We start from the raw sequence: 18,655 nt of genomic DNA on the forward strand, positions 1-18,655 counted from the left end.
TTTTTCTTTTCTATTCCGTTCGAAGTGCGGTCACCGGATCGCTCTTGGCTGCCTTCCTGGAAGGGATCAATCCGCCAAGTAATGTAAGTACGACACTTAAAAAAATCAGAACAATCGCCGGTGCGACTGGAAGTACCGCGCTGACCTGATTATTACCTGCAAGCGCATGGATCAGCATATTTCCCGGAATCAATATCAGAAGTGTCAGTCCGATACCAATGAGTCCGGCGCAGAGTCCGATGATAAATGTCTCCGCATTAAATACCTGCGAGATATTTCCTTTGGATGCTCCGATAGCTCTTAAAATACCAATCTCTTTCTTTCGCTCCAGTACACTAATATAGGTAATAACTCCAATCATAATCGATGATACGATCAGGGAAATTGCCACAAATGCAATTAATACATAACTGATTGTATTGATAATAGTGGTCACGGATGACATCATTGTTCCTACTATATCTGTATAAGAAATCACCTGCTCTTCTTTTCCCTCGTCTTCCATTTGCTGATTATAATGATCCAGAACCTCTACCACTTTTTCTTTGTTATCAAAGTCTTTTGGATAAATGGAAATGGAACTCGGATGACTGAAATCTGCATATCCGAGCTGCTGCAGATTATTATCATAGGAAGCGCTCTGTGTCCCAGACATGGACATCATAAGTTCCGTCAGATCATCTTCCGTCATATTGAACTGGAATGCATTTGCAAATGCATCCGCATCAAAATCCATAGCACCTCCAAGTGCATGTTGCAGATTTTCTCCTATCTGATTCATGGCAGATGTCATAACCGTTTCAAGTCCACCGGCAAGCTGCGTGGTCACCTGACTCATAGCAGATGTCATCTGTGTACTGATTGCCTGAGAAATGGCACCGGTATATGCACCCATGGACTGACCCATATAGCTATTCACGGCCGTACTGATCTGCTTTTGGAGACTATCCATATTGATTGCCTCTGAAAGTCCCTGATTCAGGCGTCTCTTTCCATCATCCGTCTTTATATAATTCACAAAGTTCTCTGCCATCTTTGTCGGATCTGCATAATTTTTTTCCTTTGCATATGCAGTATAACCTTCTGCCAGTTCCTTTGCCATAGCTTGCAGTGTGTCACTGGAAATGTTGAAATCTATATCTCCAAATATTTCATTAGCCCATTTATTTACAATTGCATTGGCACGCCCGGTCTGTAGATACTGCTGGAAGTATGTTCCAAATTCCTCTGCGCCCGGATTAGCGTTCTGCTCTACAAGCCAGCTTTGAAAATCACTCATCACGCTGGTCAACAGTTCCTTAATCTGCTCTGGTGTAATCGTAACTTCCCCGTTATTTTTCAGAATGTCTTTCAAATATTTCTGAATAATGCCCTTTGCCTGATCGGAAGTCAGATATTCTGCAATCTGATTTCCAAGATTGGAATAATCTGCTTCCGGATGACTCTTTACATATTCCTGATACCCTTCCGAAAGGCTAATTAACATTTTCTGCATGCCATCCGCATTGACCTGTACATCCAGATTCGTAAGAATATCCCCCAAATTCATCTGTGGCATATTGCCCATGTTGATTTCTACCTGATCCAGATTCACCATACCGGACAAATCCATAGAATTTCCGTCCATCTGAAATGCCTTGGAAAGATCAAGTCCCGACAGATCCATGGAACTTCCAAGATTGTTCATGGCGCTGCTGTCAAAACCAAATGCATTTTTCAGAGCATCCTCATCTATACTGAACAGAGAATTCATGTCAAATCCATTGTTCCCATCTGTATTGCCAAATTCTTCCCCGGTAAATACATTTACATTCGGGTTCGCAAGCTGCTGTTTTACAATCTCGCTGTCTTTTGCCTGTTCTGCCACATGATTTACAAGATCTGAGGTATAGTTAATTCCCGGTGTCAGTGATGAAGCCTTCGCATCTTCAGCTGACTGCACGATTCCCACAATTTTTACATTCTCACCGTCTTCGACCAGTTTTTTCATGTAATCCGCATTGTCAGTTTTGTCTTTCCACACCTGATATTGATCGTCATATTCATAATAATCTGAAGCATTTACCAGTTTAAATGTCTTTCCCAAAATATCATCATAAGTATAAGTTCCGATGTTTTCAGGCGTTTTTATCGTCTCTTCGTTGATGAACTGCTTAATCATATTATCGAGTTCAACCTGGTCTCTGAGTCCCAATGTATATAATAAGAAGTCGCTCATAGAACCATCCGGCGTCAGTACAAGAACGCATTCATTATATTTTTTCGGCCATCTTCCGGCTTTTACATCATACTGTTCTTCATAGAGATCCGTATTTTCCGGCATCTCAAAGAACACATTAGTACTCATCATGGAGGACATCAGACTATTCGAACCTGCAGATGCACCAAGTCCCAATGAGGAAAATGACTGATCCGGATTGACCTGACGAATATTGTCACCGTCCTGTCGGAACAACTGCGGCATCACATTGTAAGAATATTCTATTGCTTTTGTATAGTCATGAATCTTAGATTCACCACTGTCCAGATATTTTTTTAAAGCACCAAGGTCATTGGAATCCATCTTTGAAAACATATTGGTGACTACCTGCATGACCTTTACCTTATCTTTATCTTTTCCACTTTTCTTATCATCACTGCTTCCGGAATCCCCATTCATACCCACCATCATGGAAGTGAGATCAAATCCGGTACTTTGTATCTGCAGTGGATATTCAGACAATGTCTCCTCCTCAATAGACCGGATATAAGCATTGACTCCATTTGAAAGAGCCAGAATCAATGCAATCCCGATAATTCCAATAGATCCTGCAAAAGAAGTCAGAAGAGTTCTTGCTTTCTTTGTCCTTAAGTTATTAAAACTCAGTGACAGTGCCGTCAGAAGAGACATGGAAGATTTCCCCATATTCTTATGCTCCGGCGGTGCCAGATTTTCCTCTTCCATAATATATTCATCGGTATCCGAACGAATCTTTCCATCTTTCAGATTGACGATCCTGGTCGCATACTGCTCTGCCAGTTCCGGGTTATGTGTGACCATAACGACCAGACGGTCTTTCGCTACCTCTCTAAGAAGATCCATGACCTGCACACTGGTGTCACTGTCCAGTGCTCCGGTCGGCTCATCTGCAAGCAGGATCTCCGGATCATTGACCAGCGCTCTTGCAATTGCAACTCTCTGCATCTGGCCTCCCGACATCTGGTTCGGCTTCTTATGAAGCTGCTGCCCAAGACCCACCTTCTCCAGTGCATCCACTGCACGCTTTCTTCGTTCTTCCTTCCCGACTCCCGAAATTGTCAATGCCAGCTCAACATTCGCAAGCACCGTCTGATGCGGGATCAGATTGTAACTTTGGAATACAAAACCAATCGTATGATTACGGTACGAATCCCAATCTCTGTCCTTATATTTTTTTGTGGAAATGCCATTGATGATAAGATCTCCGCTGTCATAGCGGTCCAGTCCTCCGATAATATTCAGAAGCGTGGTTTTACCGGAACCACTGGGACCTAAGATTGCTACGAATTCATTATCTCTCAGATTCAGACTCACATCGTCCAGAGCCTTCTGTACCAGACTTCCAGTCCGGTACTCTTTTTTGATGTGTTGTATTTGAAGCATTCAAATTCTCCTATAGTTATATTTTGACTGTAATTTTTAGTTCATCTAATTATAGCGTAAATTTGTATACTTTTTCACACTGAGAAATGTTTTTAATAAAAGTTTTAGATATGAAGCTGATATATTACATCTGATGTCTTACAATGCGGTAATCATCCCCATTTCGATAATACGGGCACTGGTAATGCTGGTCAGAAATCAGACGCATATATTCATCCTCATCCATATTCACATCACACATATAGCTTTCATATTCTTCATCATATGTATAATACGTACAAGTCTCACAACTACCTCTCTGAGTGGTCTTTGCCATTTTCTTTCTTCCTTTCCCATATAAATTATATTCTATAATTTTATTATCCTTGTATAAATGTTCCTACATATCATAACATAAAAAGCGTCCGGAACAAGTACGAATTTCTCCTACTGACTCCGAACGCTTTGTTCATTACTTTAATGCCTGATACCATGCATTCATCTCATCTTCATCTTTACTATTTATAAACACTGTATAATCTGTCGCCTTAATTTCAATCACATTTTCCTGGTCCAGCCACACATACATCCGGCATTTTCCAGTCTTCTTTCCTTCAAATTTTCCCAGCAGCTGTTTCTCATCTGAAAATCCATTTGTCCGGTTGTAATGATCCTCCGGCAGTCCGTTCTTTAATAATTTTACACTCCGAATCTCTTTTTTCTTCATAGTTGTATTCGTATATCCGGAAGTAATTCTGACTTCCGCTCCGTCTGCCACAAGACGAATCGGTGTAAAATCCATTCTTAAAAAGACAATACACATCCAGAACAAAAGTACTACAACTACAATACAAATGCCACCGAACATATACCTTCCTGCCGGCTTTCCAACGTTTGTTGTATAATTCATACTGTTGAATCTGTCCTGCACAAATAATCTTGGATCACCCGGATTATCATACCAGCCATTTCTCCAATAGTAATCATCATCCATATACATTGGCGTTTCATCTTCACATTGTAGTACATTTTTTTGTTTCTTAATCCACATAGCAGTTGCTATAGCAATTATTGCAGGTACACACAGCACTGTGGCATATATAATAATATCCAGATTATAAATCCATTCTTCTTTTGTCATTCTATATGCAAGATAGAGCCATGCAATCGCATTACAAATATTTGCCACAAGAAAGCAGATACTCCAGCTCTTCTTTTCCAGATAATTAATTCTGAAATTCAGCTCCGAACTCTCACTGTAAATCCGGTTCGCTCCTCTTTTGAATATCCATGCAATCCACAGAAATACAACGCCGACAATTACAGAGGTCAAAAATAAAATCCAGCCCTGTGAATTCTCGGAAAACGTTCCAAGATAAATTCGAAAGCCTTTAAAAGCAAATGGAACTGCCAGTATTAGAATCAAGACAATATGATACCACAATGGCAGACTCATTCTCTCACTATGCATCATAGTCTTAGTATCGACCCCTGTCATTGCCGTGCTTTCTTCTGTATCTTCTCCCGACGTTCCCCATCTATATTGAATTTTCAAATCATAAAGTTTCCTGTGATTCCTGAACATGACACCGACTGCGCCCACAATATAACACAGAAACCATACACACCACACACACATAAATATTGATGTATACCAGAAACACAATCCACAAATAACAACTCCGGATATACCAAGTCCCAAATAAACCTTCCGTACATCTTTTTTATAATTTTTCATAAATTCTACAAGTACTGGATCTTCCTGCTTCTCACGTCGTATATGTACTCCAAGAACCATTCCATCACTGTAACCTTCTACTGCTGTTCTTCCATACACTGCATAGGCAATTCCCACCATAAAAAGATCTGTTATTAAGAATATGATTGCTAAAATCATGAAAATGCAACCTCCATTCCCTGAAATGCCTTACGGCATAAATCCATAAAATCATTTTGATCCATGCCTCGAATCGTTGCCTCTGCGCTCAGAAGCTCCAGTTCATCTGCAAGCTTCTCCTGAAATTCTCCATCTGAACTTCTTCTAGAATCCCGTAAATTACAGACAACAGTTCCCTTTCTCCGGTCAGTCTCGATAAAACCTTCTGTCTTTAATAACTGATATGCTTTACTGACGGTCATTGTATTTACCCCAAGTTCCATAGCCATCTGACGGACAGTTGGCAATGATTCACCAATCTCAAACTCACCTTTTCCGATTCCCTTCACAACCTCATTACGTAGCTGCAGGTAAATCGGTGTCTCTGATTTTGTATTGATCTTAATAATCATGATTGTCTCCTTCTGAATCTATTATCTTATCTTGCAACAAGGATTTTATATCTTCGCTTTTATTTGTATTATATCACATAATACAAATAATACAATCTTTTTATATTATTTCTTGCAATACAAAAATATAGTGGTTCAGAAAGAAATATCAGTCTTTCATAACTCTTTACAGCCCTGCAAGCTTTCTCCGCACTCTCTTATCTCCGGTCTCATCTACCCAGTCCTTCCACTTGACTCTGCCCCGACATTCCACTCCGTCAAACCATGCCAAAATTTCTTCCATACTGACTGGTGAATATCCATTTGCATCGACTCCGACATCATAACGATATAATCCCTGCATACGATTCATCTCATTATAAAGACTCCCCTCACTATGAATATGACCATGTAAATGAATTGACTCATGTGACATAGACTGCCAGTCTGCCATTGGAAAATGTGAAAGGACATACTTTCTTCCATCGATTTTCAATACTGTGATTGGCTGCTCAACAATAAAAGTTCCTTGTACGAGTTTGTTATTCCAGTCCTTGTCATGATTTCCTGGCACAAGATGAACTTTTTTACAATAGATTTTCTTTCTGAGTGCTGCTGCCTCTAAAGCTGTAATCTTAAAAGAATAATCCCCAAGTATATATAACTCGTCATTTTCTTTCACCTTTTCATTAATATTTGCAATAATTCCTTCATTCATTTCATCAATCTGATTCCATGGCCGACATGTGAAGTCCAATGCCTTCTCATGTCCGAGATGCATATCTGATGTAAACCAAATCATTTCTTTTCTCACTTTCTAATTTCTTTTATAGTTTTTTTATTTCTTTTCATCTTTATAGAACTTTGAATGTCCTCGTCATTTTCATAATGCTCCTCTTTTGAATCTTTATCACTGTTTGTATATCTGGATTATAAAAATTTTTAGACAAGCTTTGTCTGATTTTGACCCATAAGACTCTTTTTAATCCATTCCCAGGGAAAAATAATTTTTCTTTCCCTCAGTCATTAGTTTCGGTTTGTAAAGTTGTTTTTTCTGTTTGCCATAATAAAAGGCCTCCTATGATTCATTTTATCATAGAAGACCTTTATATTTTACATAATTCTCTATCCCATCAGTTCCTCTTTCTTACTGAGAATTGCTTCTACTGCTGCGCATGCCGGGCAGTCACAGTACTTTGCTCCTGCTGCCTTGATCTCTCTTCCGTGCTCTGCTACACCTTTGGCTTTTTCCGCTCCGCCAAATACTTTTGCTCCTGCATCGGACTCTGCAAATGCGATCAGTCCATCAATTGGAATAATATCTTCTTCCATCTCAGCGATGAATTTCTTTGTCTCTTCTGCCTGCTTGTCCGTTCCCACTGCTGCAATCCACGCCTGGGCTGCTTCTTTTGCCTCTGCACTACAGCTCGGTGCTGCAATCAGCTCTTTTGCTTTTGCTACAACATACTCTAAAGTTTCTTTTGACATAACAAATACTTCCTTTCCTGATTATGCTTCCTGCTTCCACACACTTCTATGCAGAAGACCCTTATAAGTTGATTGTAGCACATTCACCCCAGACAGTCGATAGACAACTTTTAATCTTTCACCAGCACTTCGAATGCTTCTTTGTTCTGCAAGTTCTCTTGCATTTCCCTTTAATTCTTCTTGATCTTCCTTGAAAATATGCATCAAATTATGCTTATATTCTTCCAGATTATGTACTTTATATGCCTGCATTTGATCTTGAATCCATTCTTTATATACAGGAATATCCCGCAGGACTACCGGCACTTCACAGGCAAGTGCCTCCAGCACTACTATTCCTTCCGTCTCTTCATAGCTGAAGAATGCAAATGCGTCGGCTCCGCAGTAGGCGTTCCGAAGTTCTTCTGCTTCCACATATCCGGCAAAGATTACATTTTCACTTTTCTTTTTTACTGCTTCTTTTACTTCTTGTGTCACCAGGCTGTCATTTCCGCCTCCAAACCAGATAAAGGTTGTTTCCGGCATCATCTTTGCCAGCTTTAGGAAATCCAGAATACCTTTTCTCTGAATCAGATGCCCTGCTGATACAACCACTTTACGATTCATTGGAATTTTATATTTCTCATGAAGCTCCTGCTTTTCTTTCTCTTTATTTCTGGATTGGAAAAATTCCGTATCTACTCCATTGGAAACAGCATAGATTTTCTTTTGGATTCCATAGCTTTTCAAAAGACCTTTGGAATACTCTGTCGGTGTAATGACAATATCTCCAAGACCGTAGCAGAAACAGATCCATTTCTTAAAAAGAGGTGCGAAACGGTTGGAACCGATAAAAGAGTTCCGGAAGTCCTCCATCGTTGAATGTCCATAATAGACGACTTTCTTACCTTGCATTTTTGCCAGACAGGCTGCCAGCACGGAATCTGGAAATACCGTATTAATGTGTACAATATCCGCCTCTTTCCAGCTTTTTGCTTCTTCAATATCTGCCTGCTTCAACATATTCTTCTGGTGTTTGATTGCACTGCCCACACCACTTTTTGCGACGATACCAAGACCGCCTTCGTATATATATGTCTTCATAATTTCATCTCCCCATTCTTAATCTTTGTTCAAGGTGCAACATTTTACCTTCTACCGATAACACATTAGACTGAGAATATCATCCGAAATGCTGTCGTAAGTCCCAGACTGTAAAGTGCAATGGAACATGGTTTTCCAAGCAAAATGACAAGTGAGAACTGCTTCCATGTCATCTTCGTCGTTCCTGCCAGATAACATAAGAAGTCATCTGGTGCTACCGGAAAAAAGATTGCCAGTGTAAATAATTTTAAGAACCGGCTGTCTTTTTCTGTCCAGGAATCATATTTCTGAATCAATTTTTCCGAGAACATCTTATGTAAAACCGGACGTCCCATCATTCTGGATATTCCAAATGCTGCCAGTGAGCCAATACAGATTCCTATATAGTTATATAAAAATCCAAGCCATGGTCCGAAGAAAATCACTCCACCCAGGCAGCTGATTCCTCCCGGAAGAATCGGAATGACCACCTGGACAATCTGAATCAGTACAAAGATTGCCATTCCTCCATATCCGAACTTACTGATAAATGCCTGTAATGTATCCACAGAATTAAGAATACCGTTTTTGTATGCCCAGAATGCAAGTACTACACAGATCAATAACCCGGCAAGTGAAACCAGATTCCATATTTTCGCCATTTGATTTCTATCATTAAGCCGCATAGACATTCCGTCTTTTTCTTTCTTCCAGCACTGCCAGGTAAACCTTCTCCACCCGCTTTGCAAAGCTCTCTTTGGAAAACTGGTCTGCTGTCCGAACTGCTGTATTGCGCATTCTCCTCTTTTCATCTTCACTGAACTCCTTCCATTTCTGTATACACTCAAGGTACATAGACTCTTTTTCATACTGCCAGCCATTCTTTCCTTCCGTAACTACCTCTTTCAGGCAATCATCTTTTCTACATAAAAGCGGTACTCCACCAGCCAGCGCCTCATCATATGTCATACCCTGTGTCTCGCTTGTTGATGCGCTGACGAAAAGATCTCCAATCTGATAATATCTGGCGACTTCATCTGGCGACACCATTCCTGTAAAGATTACACTATCTGTTACTTGATATTCTTTTGCCTTTTCTTCCAGTGTAGTTCTATATGGCCCGTCTCCTACTAAGACAAGTTTTATATTGTTTTGTACACTTTTTTGATACCAAAGCAACTCTTCAATGTTCTTTTCTTTTGCTATTCTTCCAACATAAACGAAAACAATTTCTTCTTTCTTTATGCCATATCGTTCCCGAAGCGCCTCTCTGCTTCCATCATCAATTCGTCTTCTATATTTTTCTGTATCGATTCCAGACGGTACAACACTGACCGGACAGCTTACCCGGTAGCCTTCCAGAATCCGCTCTATCTTTCCACTTGGTGCGATCATGGCATCAACCTGATCTGATAATTTTCTTGTCATCATCTGTACCAGGCTCCTGCCCCATGCTTTCTGTGGTGAGAAATAATGTGTGTAATCCTCGTATACAGTATGGTATGTGTGAATGATTGGAATATCTAATTCTCCTGCAATTCTTTTTGCCAGAAAAAATGTCGAGAATTCACACTGGGAATGAATCAGATCCGGCTTCCATGCAAGCAACTCTTCCATATATTCTCTCGCCACAACCGGAATCTTCACCCTTGCCTGTGGATATATCTTTCCCATACCTACCGATCCTGCATAGATCACATTTTCCTCTTTATATGAATGACAGTTTCTGGAAAGCGTCAGAACCTTTACTTCATGACCACGTTTTTCCAATTGCTCTGTCAGATTTAACACGGAAGTCACAACTCCATTTATCACAGGTCTGTACCAGTCTGTTGTAATCAGTATTTTCATTGTTCATTACCTCCTCTTCCTTACAGTAACAAGCTTATCATCCGGTTCTTAAAATAAACGCAGTCAATTCTAAATATTTCTTAAAGATTCCCGCAATATTTTCTTACTACAAGTACGATTTCTGCATGACGCTTTTTTATAATAGGAAATGCAATTTCCCATCATCAAAAAAATCCCTGCGAAGTTATCCATTCAAACTTCACAGGGACATGTGTTCCGACCTTTTATTCCGAGATACTCTATTCTCTTGTTTTTATTTCTTACGATTATTTCTTTCCAAAATGAAAGAATCCTTTTTTCTCATATGGCTCTGTATGGACGTCTACCAGTTCATAGCCAATCTCTTTGATTTCCTTTTTCAGAAATGGGATATCCAGATTCTCTTCACTGATTACAACTGTCTCACCACCTTTTACGGAAGAAGTCACTTTCTTTACATTAAAATTCTTGCGTACCAGATCATTCATATGTGCTTCACACATACCGCACATCATGCCATTTACCTTTAATACCGTCTTTATCATAATTCTATCTGCCTCCTGTTATTGGTTTCTGCCAGATTATATTTTCTATTTGTCAACGAAGCATCTAATCTAATTAACAGTTGACTCTCCACTCTTAATCAGATTCTTCTCTCTGACGTTCTCATGTTATACCCCTCCAAGGTATAAGTCAATGGTCTGGTTTTATTTACCTAACTGATGAAACTTTTTTATCAATAAGAAGAAGTGTACAAAGATTTTCTTTTATTATCTGAGACTTACTTTTTGTTATACTGTTCACTTTTTCTCTGCTTTTTTTCTCATAATAACAGGCCTCCTTAAAACCAAGACTTTTTACTTTGTCTTCATTTTAAAGAGGCCTTTTAAATACCCTGATATTAAATTCTAAACAATACTTAAACTATTTCATGTAAATTCATGACATTTTTACATTATACTCCAAGTATTCCTTTGACCGTATCTTTCATCTTATCCGCATCACATTCCAGATCATGAAGTACTTTTGCATCCAGAATATCTTTAATTGCCTGTGGCATCGGAACACCGGATACTTCCTGCAGTTTTGGAAGAAGATCAAATTCATCTGCATTTGCATTCTCTGCATCGATAGCACTCATCACACTCTTTACGAATTTGTATGGGCTTGCTGTAGATGCAATGACACATTTTGTCTGATCACCACTCTTAGCACGATACTGTCCGCATACATGAGCTGCAACTGCTGTATGTGTATCCATGACATATCCTGTCTTCTGATAGGTATCATGAATACTTTCTGCCGTCTCTTCTTCTGTAGAATATCCGGCAGCAAAATCAGCTAGTTTTTCTTTCATTTCCAGTGTAATTGTATACTTTCCGGTTGTCTTAAGCTCTTCCATCAGCTCTTTTGTCTTCTCTGAATCTTCACCATAGATGAGATAGATCAGACGCTCCAGGTTGCTGGAAATCAGAATATCCATGGAAGGTGATGTCGTTAATACAAACTCACGGTTCTTATCATACGTTCCTGTCTGGAAGAAATCATATAATACTTTATTATCATTAGAAGCGCAAATTAATTTTGCGATCGGTACACCCAGATTCTTTGCATAGTACGCTGCCAGAATATTTCCAAAGTTACCAGTCGGTACGACTACATTAATCTTCTCGCCGTCTTTAATCTCTCCATTTGCAAGCAGTTTTGTATATGCATATACATAATAAGCGACCTGTGGTACAAGACGTCCGATATTGATGGAGTTTGCTGATGAGAACTGGTATCCCTTATCAGCCAGTTCTTTTGCAAGTTCCTGATCTTCGAACATCTGCTTTACTCCACTCTGGGCATTATCAAAGTTTCCATGAATTGCAACTACATCTACATTTACCCCTTTCTGGGTTCTCATCTGGAGTTCCTGTACTTTGCTGACACCATTCTTTGGATAAAATACGATAATCCTTGTTCCTTCTACATCTGCGAATCCTGCCATAGCAGCTTTTCCTGTATCTCCAGATGTGGCAGTCAGAATTACAATTTCATTCTTCACCTGATTCTTCTTTGCAGATGTTGTCATCAGATGTGGCAGGATAGAAAGTGCCATATCTTTAAATGCAATTGTTGCTCCATGGAACAGTTCCAGATAATAAGTATCTTCTACTTTTACAAGTGGAGCAATTGCCTCATCATCAAACTTGCTGTCATATGCTTTTTCAATACAATTCCTTAACTCTTCTTCTGTAAAATCTGTAAGGAAACACTTCATAACTTCATAAGCAGTATCCTGATAGTTCAGATCCTTCAGTTCTTCCATAGACTTTCCAAGTACCGGAAGCTTCTCCGGCACAAAAAGTCCTCCATCCGGAGCAAGTCCTTTTAAAATTGCTTCCGATGCAGTCACTTTCAAATTAGAATTTCTTGTACTTTTATAATATAAATCCATCTGTTCCACCCTTCTATGATCCTGTAATTCTCTGCCTGGCATCACTTTTATTTTACTTTTTTACTATTTGTATATTTTACAAGTCCGCCTGCTGCAATCAGTTTCTGCATGAATTCCGGGAATGGCTGTCCCTTAAATTCCGTTCCTTTTGTACGATTATAGATCATACCATTATCAAAATCAACTTCCACTTCGTCTCCGGCTTCAATTCCTTTCGCAGCCTCTGGACATTCGATGATCGGAAGTCCGATATTGATTGCATTTCTATAGAAGATTCTGGCAAATGTCTCTGCTATAACACAGCTTACTCCTGCTGTTTTCAGACACAGTGGCGCATGCTCTCTGGAGGATCCACATCCAAAGTTCTTATTTGCCACAATCAGATCTCCCGGCTGTACCTTATTTACAAATTCCGGATCAATATCTGCCATTGCATGGCTTGCAAGTTCCTGTGCATCAAAAGAGTTCAGGTATCTTGCCGGAATGATTACGTCTGTATCTACGTTGTCTCCATATTTAAATACATGTCCTTTTGCTTTCATTATTCAACGACCTCCACTTTCTCAGGATTTGCGATGCATCCTGCAATTGCACTTGCTGCTGCTACTTCCGGTGATGCAAGATAGATCAGGGAATCTACATGTCCCATTCTTCCTACAAAGTTACGGTTCGTTGTCGATACACACTTTTCTCCTGCTGCCATAACACCCATATGTCCACCCATACATGGTCCGCAGCTCGGTGTATTCACTGCACATCCTGCATCTACGAAAATATCCATCAGTCCTTCGTGGATACACTGTTTGTAAATCTTCTGAGTAGCCGGAATTACCATAACACGTACATCTTCGTGTACTTTATGACCTTTGAGAATTGCTGCTGCCTTTCTCATGTCTTCCATACGTCCATTCGTACAGGATCCAATAACAACCTGATCGATCTTGATTGGCTCCATAGCCTCGATCTCATCGATCGTTTTTGCGTTTCCAGGAAGATGTGGGAATGCAACGGTTGGACGGACTTCTGCAAGATCGATTTCAACGACCTGCTCATATTCAGCGTCCTCATCGGCTTCATAGACTGTATATTCTTTCTTTGTATGCTCATTCAGATACTGGATTGTCTTGTCGTCTACCGGGAAGATTCCGTTCTTTGCACCTGCCTCGATTGCCATGTTCGCCATTGTAAAACGATCGTCCATAGACAGATTGGCAATTCCGTCTCCGGTAAATTCCATAGATTTGTAAAGGGCACCGTCTACACCAATCTTTCCAATGATGTGAATGATAATATCTTTACCACTTACATACTTGCCCGGTTTTCCAGTTAATACGAATTTGATTGCAGCCGGCACTTTAAACCACAGCTCTCCCATAGCCATTCCTGTTGCGATATCTGTTGTACCCACACCTGTTGAAAATGCTCCAAGTGCTCCATATGTACAGGTATGTGAGTCTGCTCCGATAATCAGTTCGCCGGCTGCAACAACTCCTGCCTCCGGAAGGATTGCATGCTCTACTCCGGATTTTCCCTGTTCAAAATACCAGTGCAGTCCCTGTGCTTTTGCAAACTCACGGATTGCTTTTGAATTCTCTGCGGATTTGATATCTTTGTTCGGTGTAAAATGATCTGGTACAAATACTACTTTATTCTTATCGAATACAGTGTCGGACATCTGCTTTAAAATCGGCAGTGCCATCGGTCCTGTAATATCATTTGCCATTACTACGTCTAATTTTGCTTCTATTAACTGTCCGGCTTCTACATGATCCAGTCCAGCATGCGCAGCTAATATTTTCTGCGTCATTGTCATTCCCATCACGACAACCTCCTGTTCTTTCCATTAGTGCTTTTTATGATGTTTCTTAGCTTTTCGCCATGCGTTCATTGTACCACACAGCACAATCACGGTGCAAGAAAGAATCAGTATCAGGATAATTCCTGTTATATTTGCTACATCTCCCGTTTTCACAGTTGATGCTTTTAATGATTTCGCCGATGTAACTGCCGGTGTAACAGGTATCTGCGGTTCTTCTACTTTCGGTTCTTCCACTTTCGACTCCTCCACTTTTGGCTCCTCCGGTGTCGGTTCTTCCACTTTCGGCTCTCCCGGCTCAGGTTTTGGTTCTTCTTCTACTTTCACAGTCTCTCTGTCTTTAACTTCTTCTGCATTTTCAGAACACACAACTACTTCATTTTCAATCTCTTTTCCAATTACGCTCTCGTCAGTAATTGCAACCTGATATTCTACCGTGTACTTCTGACCGCTTTCCGGTCCCTCCAGGAATTCACCTGCATGAATTGTGTAAGAATTCCCCTGCACTGTAATCTTTGCGTCAGGAATTTTCTCACCGTTTTCATTTAACAATATCACTGAATTTTTCTGAAGTTTTACTCCTTCTGTAAGAATCGTATCCGTGATCACCACATTTTTTGCAATGGCTTTTTCAATCTGCTGAGTCACATCCAGCGTGTATGTAATAATATCCCCTAATTTATAAGTTTTACCGGACTTATCTGCATTTTTTTCTACCTGAAGCTCCGGCTTATCCAGCCATTTTACCTGCAATTCGATTGGTGATGATACAATCTGCTGCATAGAAGCTGTCCCAATATTCTGACTTCCATTTCCGGTCTTGACCAGAAGAATTTTCCATGATTTTGCAATTTCTCCCCTGATTTCACCACTGCTCCAAGTCGTTCCATTTCCATATGCAACATCTGCCCTTAAGTAAAATGTGTCTCCTCCCGATACTTTGACATTTCCACTTTCACTCGTGCCTCTCGTCTCATTAACAAGCATGACTCCATCAGAAAGCGGAACGGTGATACTATTTGCCGTATCCCCTACAAGACGAATACTTTTGGTTCTCTGACATTTCTGCTCCCGGTCATAATAAGCCGTCAGCCCATTTTCAGAAAGTGCCAGCTCTGCATCTGGTATATCCGGAAGATTTTTTACATAATCCGCATACATGACTACCGCACTGGCAATGTCTGCATTCAGGCCTTTAAACGCTGCACTGTTCTGATCACAGCCGTCATAAATGTATGATAATACACAATGGGTCAGACAATAAGCATTGGCATCTTCACCCCAGCCTCCGGTCAGTGAACTTTTGATATATTGCTCATACCCCGGTCCACCGTACATGTAATACATTGCTTTACTAAGATGTGACTTCGAATCCAATTCTGATGCGCTATATGCACCATTCCCCGGTGATTTCATATCTGGCTCCAGACAAAATGCCAGATTACCATCCACGTAATAATAATGGGTCGAATATCCCATATACCTGATTGCATCCCCTTTTACAAGGGATACTTCCTTTGCTTCTGCATTCACTGCCGGCAAAATGAGTAACAAAAAGAACACCCCTACTGCCAAAATGAACTTACGGGCAAAACAAACTCCTTTTTTCTCCATATGCAATTCTCCTCTTAATGATCAATGAATCTGTTGTTTATGGGTTACAAAAAAGACCTCCCTTCACCTGTTTTCTCGTTTTGGAAATCTGGGAAGAAATAAATTCCCTTCGTTGGGGATACACCCCATGATGTGTTACTGAAAATTAGAATTTCTTAGACGAGTGCTATTATCATAGCCAGAATGCTATGATTTGTCAATAGCACTTTTAAATAAAATATTCGATGGTTTTCTCAGACGTAAGCTCTGTGTTCTTATTAAAAAGGATGATTGCCTCCCGCCCCTGATAAGGCCCCAGAGAATAGACATTTAACGCAATTTTATTAAAATATTTCCACGGCACAATGCGATTATAGCGCGTCGGACAATTTTCGACAATCTGTATGTCATCAAGACCATATCCTTCCTGGTCATAATACGGATCAAACATGTAGACATGTTCCCCCTCTTCGCCTGTAAGAAGAACATAGTGCCACTCATCAGAAAACAGACGCAGCACAACAGCGCCTCCTCTTCTGAGAGCATCATTAACATAGCTTTCATTTCCAAGATACACTTCTTTTCCGGACAGATAACGGCTTTTTACAGGGAGAATCCCCAGATCCCCCATGCTGTTCAGCCAGTTCGACAGAAACATCATGGCAGCGCAGGACGTTCCACTTTTTCCGGGAACTCCTTCACTGCTATAGCAGTCCAGACAATATAGCATAATGTTGCGCAAGACTTCCGGTGGAATTTCCTCTCGTTCGAATAAAAAACTGATGGCATTCTGCATAGATGTCGGTCCGCAGTCATATTCTGAAAACTGATAATGTAATGGATTTTTCATGCCTGTCTCCTTTAGAAAAACTGACGGATACCTTTCGCATCCACCATAAATAAAAAACTAATCTGTTGCATAAGAAACAAATTTCAATCTTTAGATATAATACATATCCTGTCCATAGTCTACATATGTCTGGTACTCTTTTTCCAGATCATAAAGTGTAATGCCTGTCAATATCTTCTCCAGTTCGTAATTCACCTTGTCTATGACCAGTTTTTGTATTGCCTCCGGTGCTGCTTTATAGTCACAGTCTTCCGGCACATCTTCAGCCTCGATTCTATAATCACCTTCCAGGGCTTCGATCACCTCTGAAATTGTAATCTGTTCTGCGGGTTTATTTAAAAAGTATCCGCCCTGGGATCCTTTTATACTCTTGACAATTCCTGCTTTTCTAAGGCTCGCAAATACCTGTTCCAGATACTGTGGAGAGATATTATTTCTCTCCGCGATGCCCCCCAATGCTACCTGCTCATTTTTAAAATTTACTGAAAGATCAATTAATGCCCGCAGGCCATATCTGCTCTTCATCGAAAGTTTCATAATCTTCTCTCCTCTAGTTTAACGTATCAGACAGCCGGCTTTTGCCCGCTGTCCTACGTCAATATCTATTCACTCTCTTTTTTAATCTTACTCAGCGAACAGAGGGGTTGAATAATATCTGTCTCCGTTATCCGGAAGTAATGCTACAATAGTTTTACCTTTATTTTCCGGACGTTTTGCATAATCAATTGCTGCCCAGAGAGCTGCTCCTGATGAAATACCTACCAGAACTCCTTCGTGTTTTGCAAGAAGTTTTCCTGTAGCAAATGCATCGTCATTCTCAACTGTAATTATCTCATCATATACTTTTGTATTCAGTACATCTGGAACGAATCCTGCTCCGATTCCCTGAATCTTGTGTGCTCCGCTCTTACCTTCTGAAAGTACTGGTGATGTTGCAGGCTCAAGTGCTACAATTTTAACATCTGGTTTCTTTTCTTTCAGATACTCTCCAACTCCAGTCAGTGTTCCACCTGTACCAACTCCTGCGATAAAGATATCCACATCTCCGTCTGTATCATTCCAGATCTCCGGTCCTGTTGTTGCTCTGTGTGTTGCCGGGTTTGCCGGGTTCACAAACTGTCCCGGAATAAAACTGTTCGGAATTTCTTTTGCAAGTTCATCTGCTTTTGCGATGGCACCTTTCATTCCTTTTGCCCCTTCTGTCAGCACAATCTCTGCTCCGTATGCTTTCAGGATATTTCTTCTCTCAACACTCATAGTCTCAGGCATTGTCAGGATAATTCTGTATCCCTTAGCTGCTGCGATTGCCGCAAGACCGATTCCGGTATTACCAGATGTAGGTTCGATGATCACAGATCCTTCCTTCAAAAGTCCTTTTTCCTCCGCGTCTTCAATCATGCCTTTTGCAATTCTGTCCTTCACACTTCCGGCCGGATTAAAATACTCAAGCTTTACAAGTACTCTTGCTTCCAGTCCTAATTCTTTTTCAATATTCTTAACCTCAACCAGTGGTGTATTTCCAATTAAGTCAATTGTTCCGTTGTAAATCTTTGCCATGATATCTTCCTACCTTTCCTATCAATGTAGTGTGTATTCGTCGTTGGTATTAATATAGCACCACATTTCAAACTTGTCAACTATGTTTTATATGTTTTATATTTTTTATATTTTTTCCACCTTTCCATCATCTATTTATAAATACTT

At 40.3% G+C, this 18,655-nt stretch carries 17 protein-coding genes; all 17 read right to left on the bottom strand.

Going from position 1 to position 18,655, the window contains the following annotated elements; translation table 11 throughout:
• Positions 1–10 precede the first annotated feature (10 nt).
• On the bottom strand, positions 11–3,622 hold the full coding sequence (locus NQ560_RS10670; protein ID WP_005334197.1) for an ABC transporter ATP-binding protein/permease: 3,612 nt from the start codon (positions 3,620–3,622) through the stop codon (positions 11–13).
• Positions 3,623–3,746: 124 nt separating this feature from the next.
• Positions 3,747–3,938, bottom strand: coding sequence for a DUF6472 family protein (locus NQ560_RS10675; RefSeq protein ID WP_005334199.1), 192 nt, complete (start codon positions 3,936–3,938; stop codon positions 3,747–3,749).
• 135 nt (positions 3,939–4,073) lie between these two features.
• Positions 4,074–5,498, bottom strand: coding sequence for a PH domain-containing protein (locus NQ560_RS10680; protein ID WP_005334201.1), 1,425 nt, complete (start codon positions 5,496–5,498; stop codon positions 4,074–4,076).
• Positions 5,495–5,890, bottom strand: a complete 396-nt coding sequence (locus NQ560_RS10685; protein WP_005334203.1) for a GntR family transcriptional regulator — start codon at positions 5,888–5,890, stop codon at positions 5,495–5,497. The genes NQ560_RS10680 and NQ560_RS10685 overlap by 4 nt, the downstream gene beginning before the upstream one ends.
• Before the next feature lie 166 nt (positions 5,891–6,056).
• Entirely contained in the window at positions 6,057–6,671 is a 615-nt protein-coding gene (locus NQ560_RS10690; protein ID WP_005334205.1) for a metallophosphoesterase, read from the bottom strand.
• 323 nt (positions 6,672–6,994) lie between these two features.
• Positions 6,995–7,357 (bottom strand): hypothetical protein, encoded by a 363-nt coding sequence (locus NQ560_RS10695; RefSeq protein ID WP_005334207.1) that lies wholly within the window; start codon positions 7,355–7,357, stop codon positions 6,995–6,997.
• 21 nt (positions 7,358–7,378) lie between these two features.
• Positions 7,379–8,440 carry a glycosyltransferase gene (locus tag NQ560_RS10700; protein WP_005334208.1) on the bottom strand — a complete coding sequence of 354 codons (1,062 nt, stop codon included), beginning with the start codon at positions 8,438–8,440 and terminating at the stop codon, positions 7,379–7,381.
• Positions 8,441–8,505: 65 nt separating this feature from the next.
• The gene (locus NQ560_RS10705) at positions 8,506–9,105 is read right to left on the bottom strand and encodes a TVP38/TMEM64 family protein (RefSeq protein ID WP_005334210.1); all 600 of its coding nucleotides are present in this window, start codon (positions 9,103–9,105) and stop codon (positions 8,506–8,508) included.
• Positions 9,095–10,270, bottom strand: a complete 1,176-nt coding sequence (locus NQ560_RS10710; RefSeq protein WP_005334213.1) for a glycosyltransferase family 4 protein — start codon at positions 10,268–10,270, stop codon at positions 9,095–9,097. Before NQ560_RS10710 ends, NQ560_RS10705 begins: the two co-directional genes overlap by 11 nt.
• A gap of 266 nt (positions 10,271–10,536) precedes the next feature.
• A complete protein-coding gene (locus NQ560_RS10715; RefSeq protein WP_005334216.1) occupies positions 10,537–10,794 on the bottom strand; it encodes a heavy-metal-associated domain-containing protein in 258 nt (85 codons plus the stop codon).
• A gap of 410 nt (positions 10,795–11,204) precedes the next feature.
• Complete coding sequence (thrC, locus tag NQ560_RS10720; RefSeq protein WP_040015570.1) at positions 11,205–12,692, bottom strand: threonine synthase; 1,488 nt, start codon at positions 12,690–12,692, stop codon at positions 11,205–11,207.
• 47 nt (positions 12,693–12,739) lie between these two features.
• On the bottom strand, positions 12,740–13,234 hold the full coding sequence (leuD, locus tag NQ560_RS10725) for a 3-isopropylmalate dehydratase small subunit (RefSeq protein ID WP_005334218.1): 495 nt from the start codon (positions 13,232–13,234) through the stop codon (positions 12,740–12,742).
• A complete protein-coding gene (gene leuC / locus NQ560_RS10730) occupies positions 13,234–14,511 on the bottom strand; it encodes a 3-isopropylmalate dehydratase large subunit (protein ID WP_005334219.1) in 1,278 nt (425 codons plus the stop codon). The genes leuD and leuC overlap by 1 nt, the downstream gene beginning before the upstream one ends.
• Before the next feature lie 24 nt (positions 14,512–14,535).
• The gene (locus NQ560_RS10735; protein WP_005334220.1) at positions 14,536–16,122 is read right to left on the bottom strand and encodes an isopeptide-forming domain-containing fimbrial protein; all 1,587 of its coding nucleotides are present in this window, start codon (positions 16,120–16,122) and stop codon (positions 14,536–14,538) included.
• A 208-nt stretch (positions 16,123–16,330) separates the two neighbouring features.
• On the bottom strand, positions 16,331–16,951 hold the full coding sequence (locus NQ560_RS10740) for a peptidase C39 (protein ID WP_040015571.1): 621 nt from the start codon (positions 16,949–16,951) through the stop codon (positions 16,331–16,333).
• 90 nt (positions 16,952–17,041) lie between these two features.
• Positions 17,042–17,488 (bottom strand): RrF2 family transcriptional regulator, encoded by a 447-nt coding sequence (locus tag NQ560_RS10745; RefSeq protein WP_005334222.1) that lies wholly within the window; start codon positions 17,486–17,488, stop codon positions 17,042–17,044.
• An 87-nt stretch (positions 17,489–17,575) separates the two neighbouring features.
• Positions 17,576–18,508, bottom strand: a complete 933-nt coding sequence (cysK, locus tag NQ560_RS10750; protein WP_005334224.1) for a cysteine synthase A — start codon at positions 18,506–18,508, stop codon at positions 17,576–17,578.
• Positions 18,509–18,655: the final 147 nt, after the last annotated feature.

It is taken from the genome of Dorea formicigenerans, assembly GCF_025150245.1.
Lineage (GTDB): Bacteria > Bacillota > Clostridia > Lachnospirales > Lachnospiraceae > Dorea > Dorea formicigenerans.

Bases quoted from the DNA above. Each gene is read 5' to 3' on its own strand.
- thrC (WP_040015570.1), bottom strand. From the start codon at position 12,692: ATGGATTTATATTATAAAAGTACAAGAAATTCTAATTTGAAAGTGACT.
- leuC (WP_005334219.1), bottom strand. From the start codon at position 14,511: ATGGGAATGACAATGACGCAGAAAATATTAGCTGCGCATGCTGGACTG.
- NQ560_RS10685 (WP_005334203.1), bottom strand. From the start codon at position 5,890: ATGATTATTAAGATCAATACAAAATCAGAGACACCGATTTACCTGCAG.
- NQ560_RS10735 (WP_005334220.1), bottom strand. From the start codon at position 16,122: ATGGAGAAAAAAGGAGTTTGTTTTGCCCGTAAGTTCATTTTGGCAGTA.
- NQ560_RS10670 (WP_005334197.1), bottom strand. From the start codon at position 3,622: ATGCTTCAAATACAACACATCAAAAAAGAGTACCGGACTGGAAGTCTG.
- NQ560_RS10695 (WP_005334207.1), bottom strand. From the start codon at position 7,357: ATGTCAAAAGAAACTTTAGAGTATGTTGTAGCAAAAGCAAAAGAGCTG.
- NQ560_RS10690 (WP_005334205.1), bottom strand. From the start codon at position 6,671: ATGATTTGGTTTACATCAGATATGCATCTCGGACATGAGAAGGCATTG.
- cysK (WP_005334224.1), bottom strand. From the start codon at position 18,508: ATGGCAAAGATTTACAACGGAACAATTGACTTAATTGGAAATACACCA.
- NQ560_RS10715 (WP_005334216.1), bottom strand. From the start codon at position 10,794: ATGATAAAGACGGTATTAAAGGTAAATGGCATGATGTGCGGTATGTGT.
- NQ560_RS10710 (WP_005334213.1), bottom strand. From the start codon at position 10,270: ATGAAAATACTGATTACAACAGACTGGTACAGACCTGTGATAAATGGA.
- NQ560_RS10680 (WP_005334201.1), bottom strand. From the start codon at position 5,498: ATGATTTTAGCAATCATATTCTTAATAACAGATCTTTTTATGGTGGGA.
- NQ560_RS10675 (WP_005334199.1), bottom strand. From the start codon at position 3,938: ATGGCAAAGACCACTCAGAGAGGTAGTTGTGAGACTTGTACGTATTAT.
- NQ560_RS10740 (WP_040015571.1), bottom strand. From the start codon at position 16,951: ATGAAAAATCCATTACATTATCAGTTTTCAGAATATGACTGCGGACCG.
- NQ560_RS10700 (WP_005334208.1), bottom strand. From the start codon at position 8,440: ATGAAGACATATATATACGAAGGCGGTCTTGGTATCGTCGCAAAAAGT.
- NQ560_RS10745 (WP_005334222.1), bottom strand. From the start codon at position 17,488: ATGAAACTTTCGATGAAGAGCAGATATGGCCTGCGGGCATTAATTGAT.
- leuD (WP_005334218.1), bottom strand. From the start codon at position 13,234: ATGAAAGCAAAAGGACATGTATTTAAATATGGAGACAACGTAGATACA.
- NQ560_RS10705 (WP_005334210.1), bottom strand. From the start codon at position 9,105: ATGCGGCTTAATGATAGAAATCAAATGGCGAAAATATGGAATCTGGTT.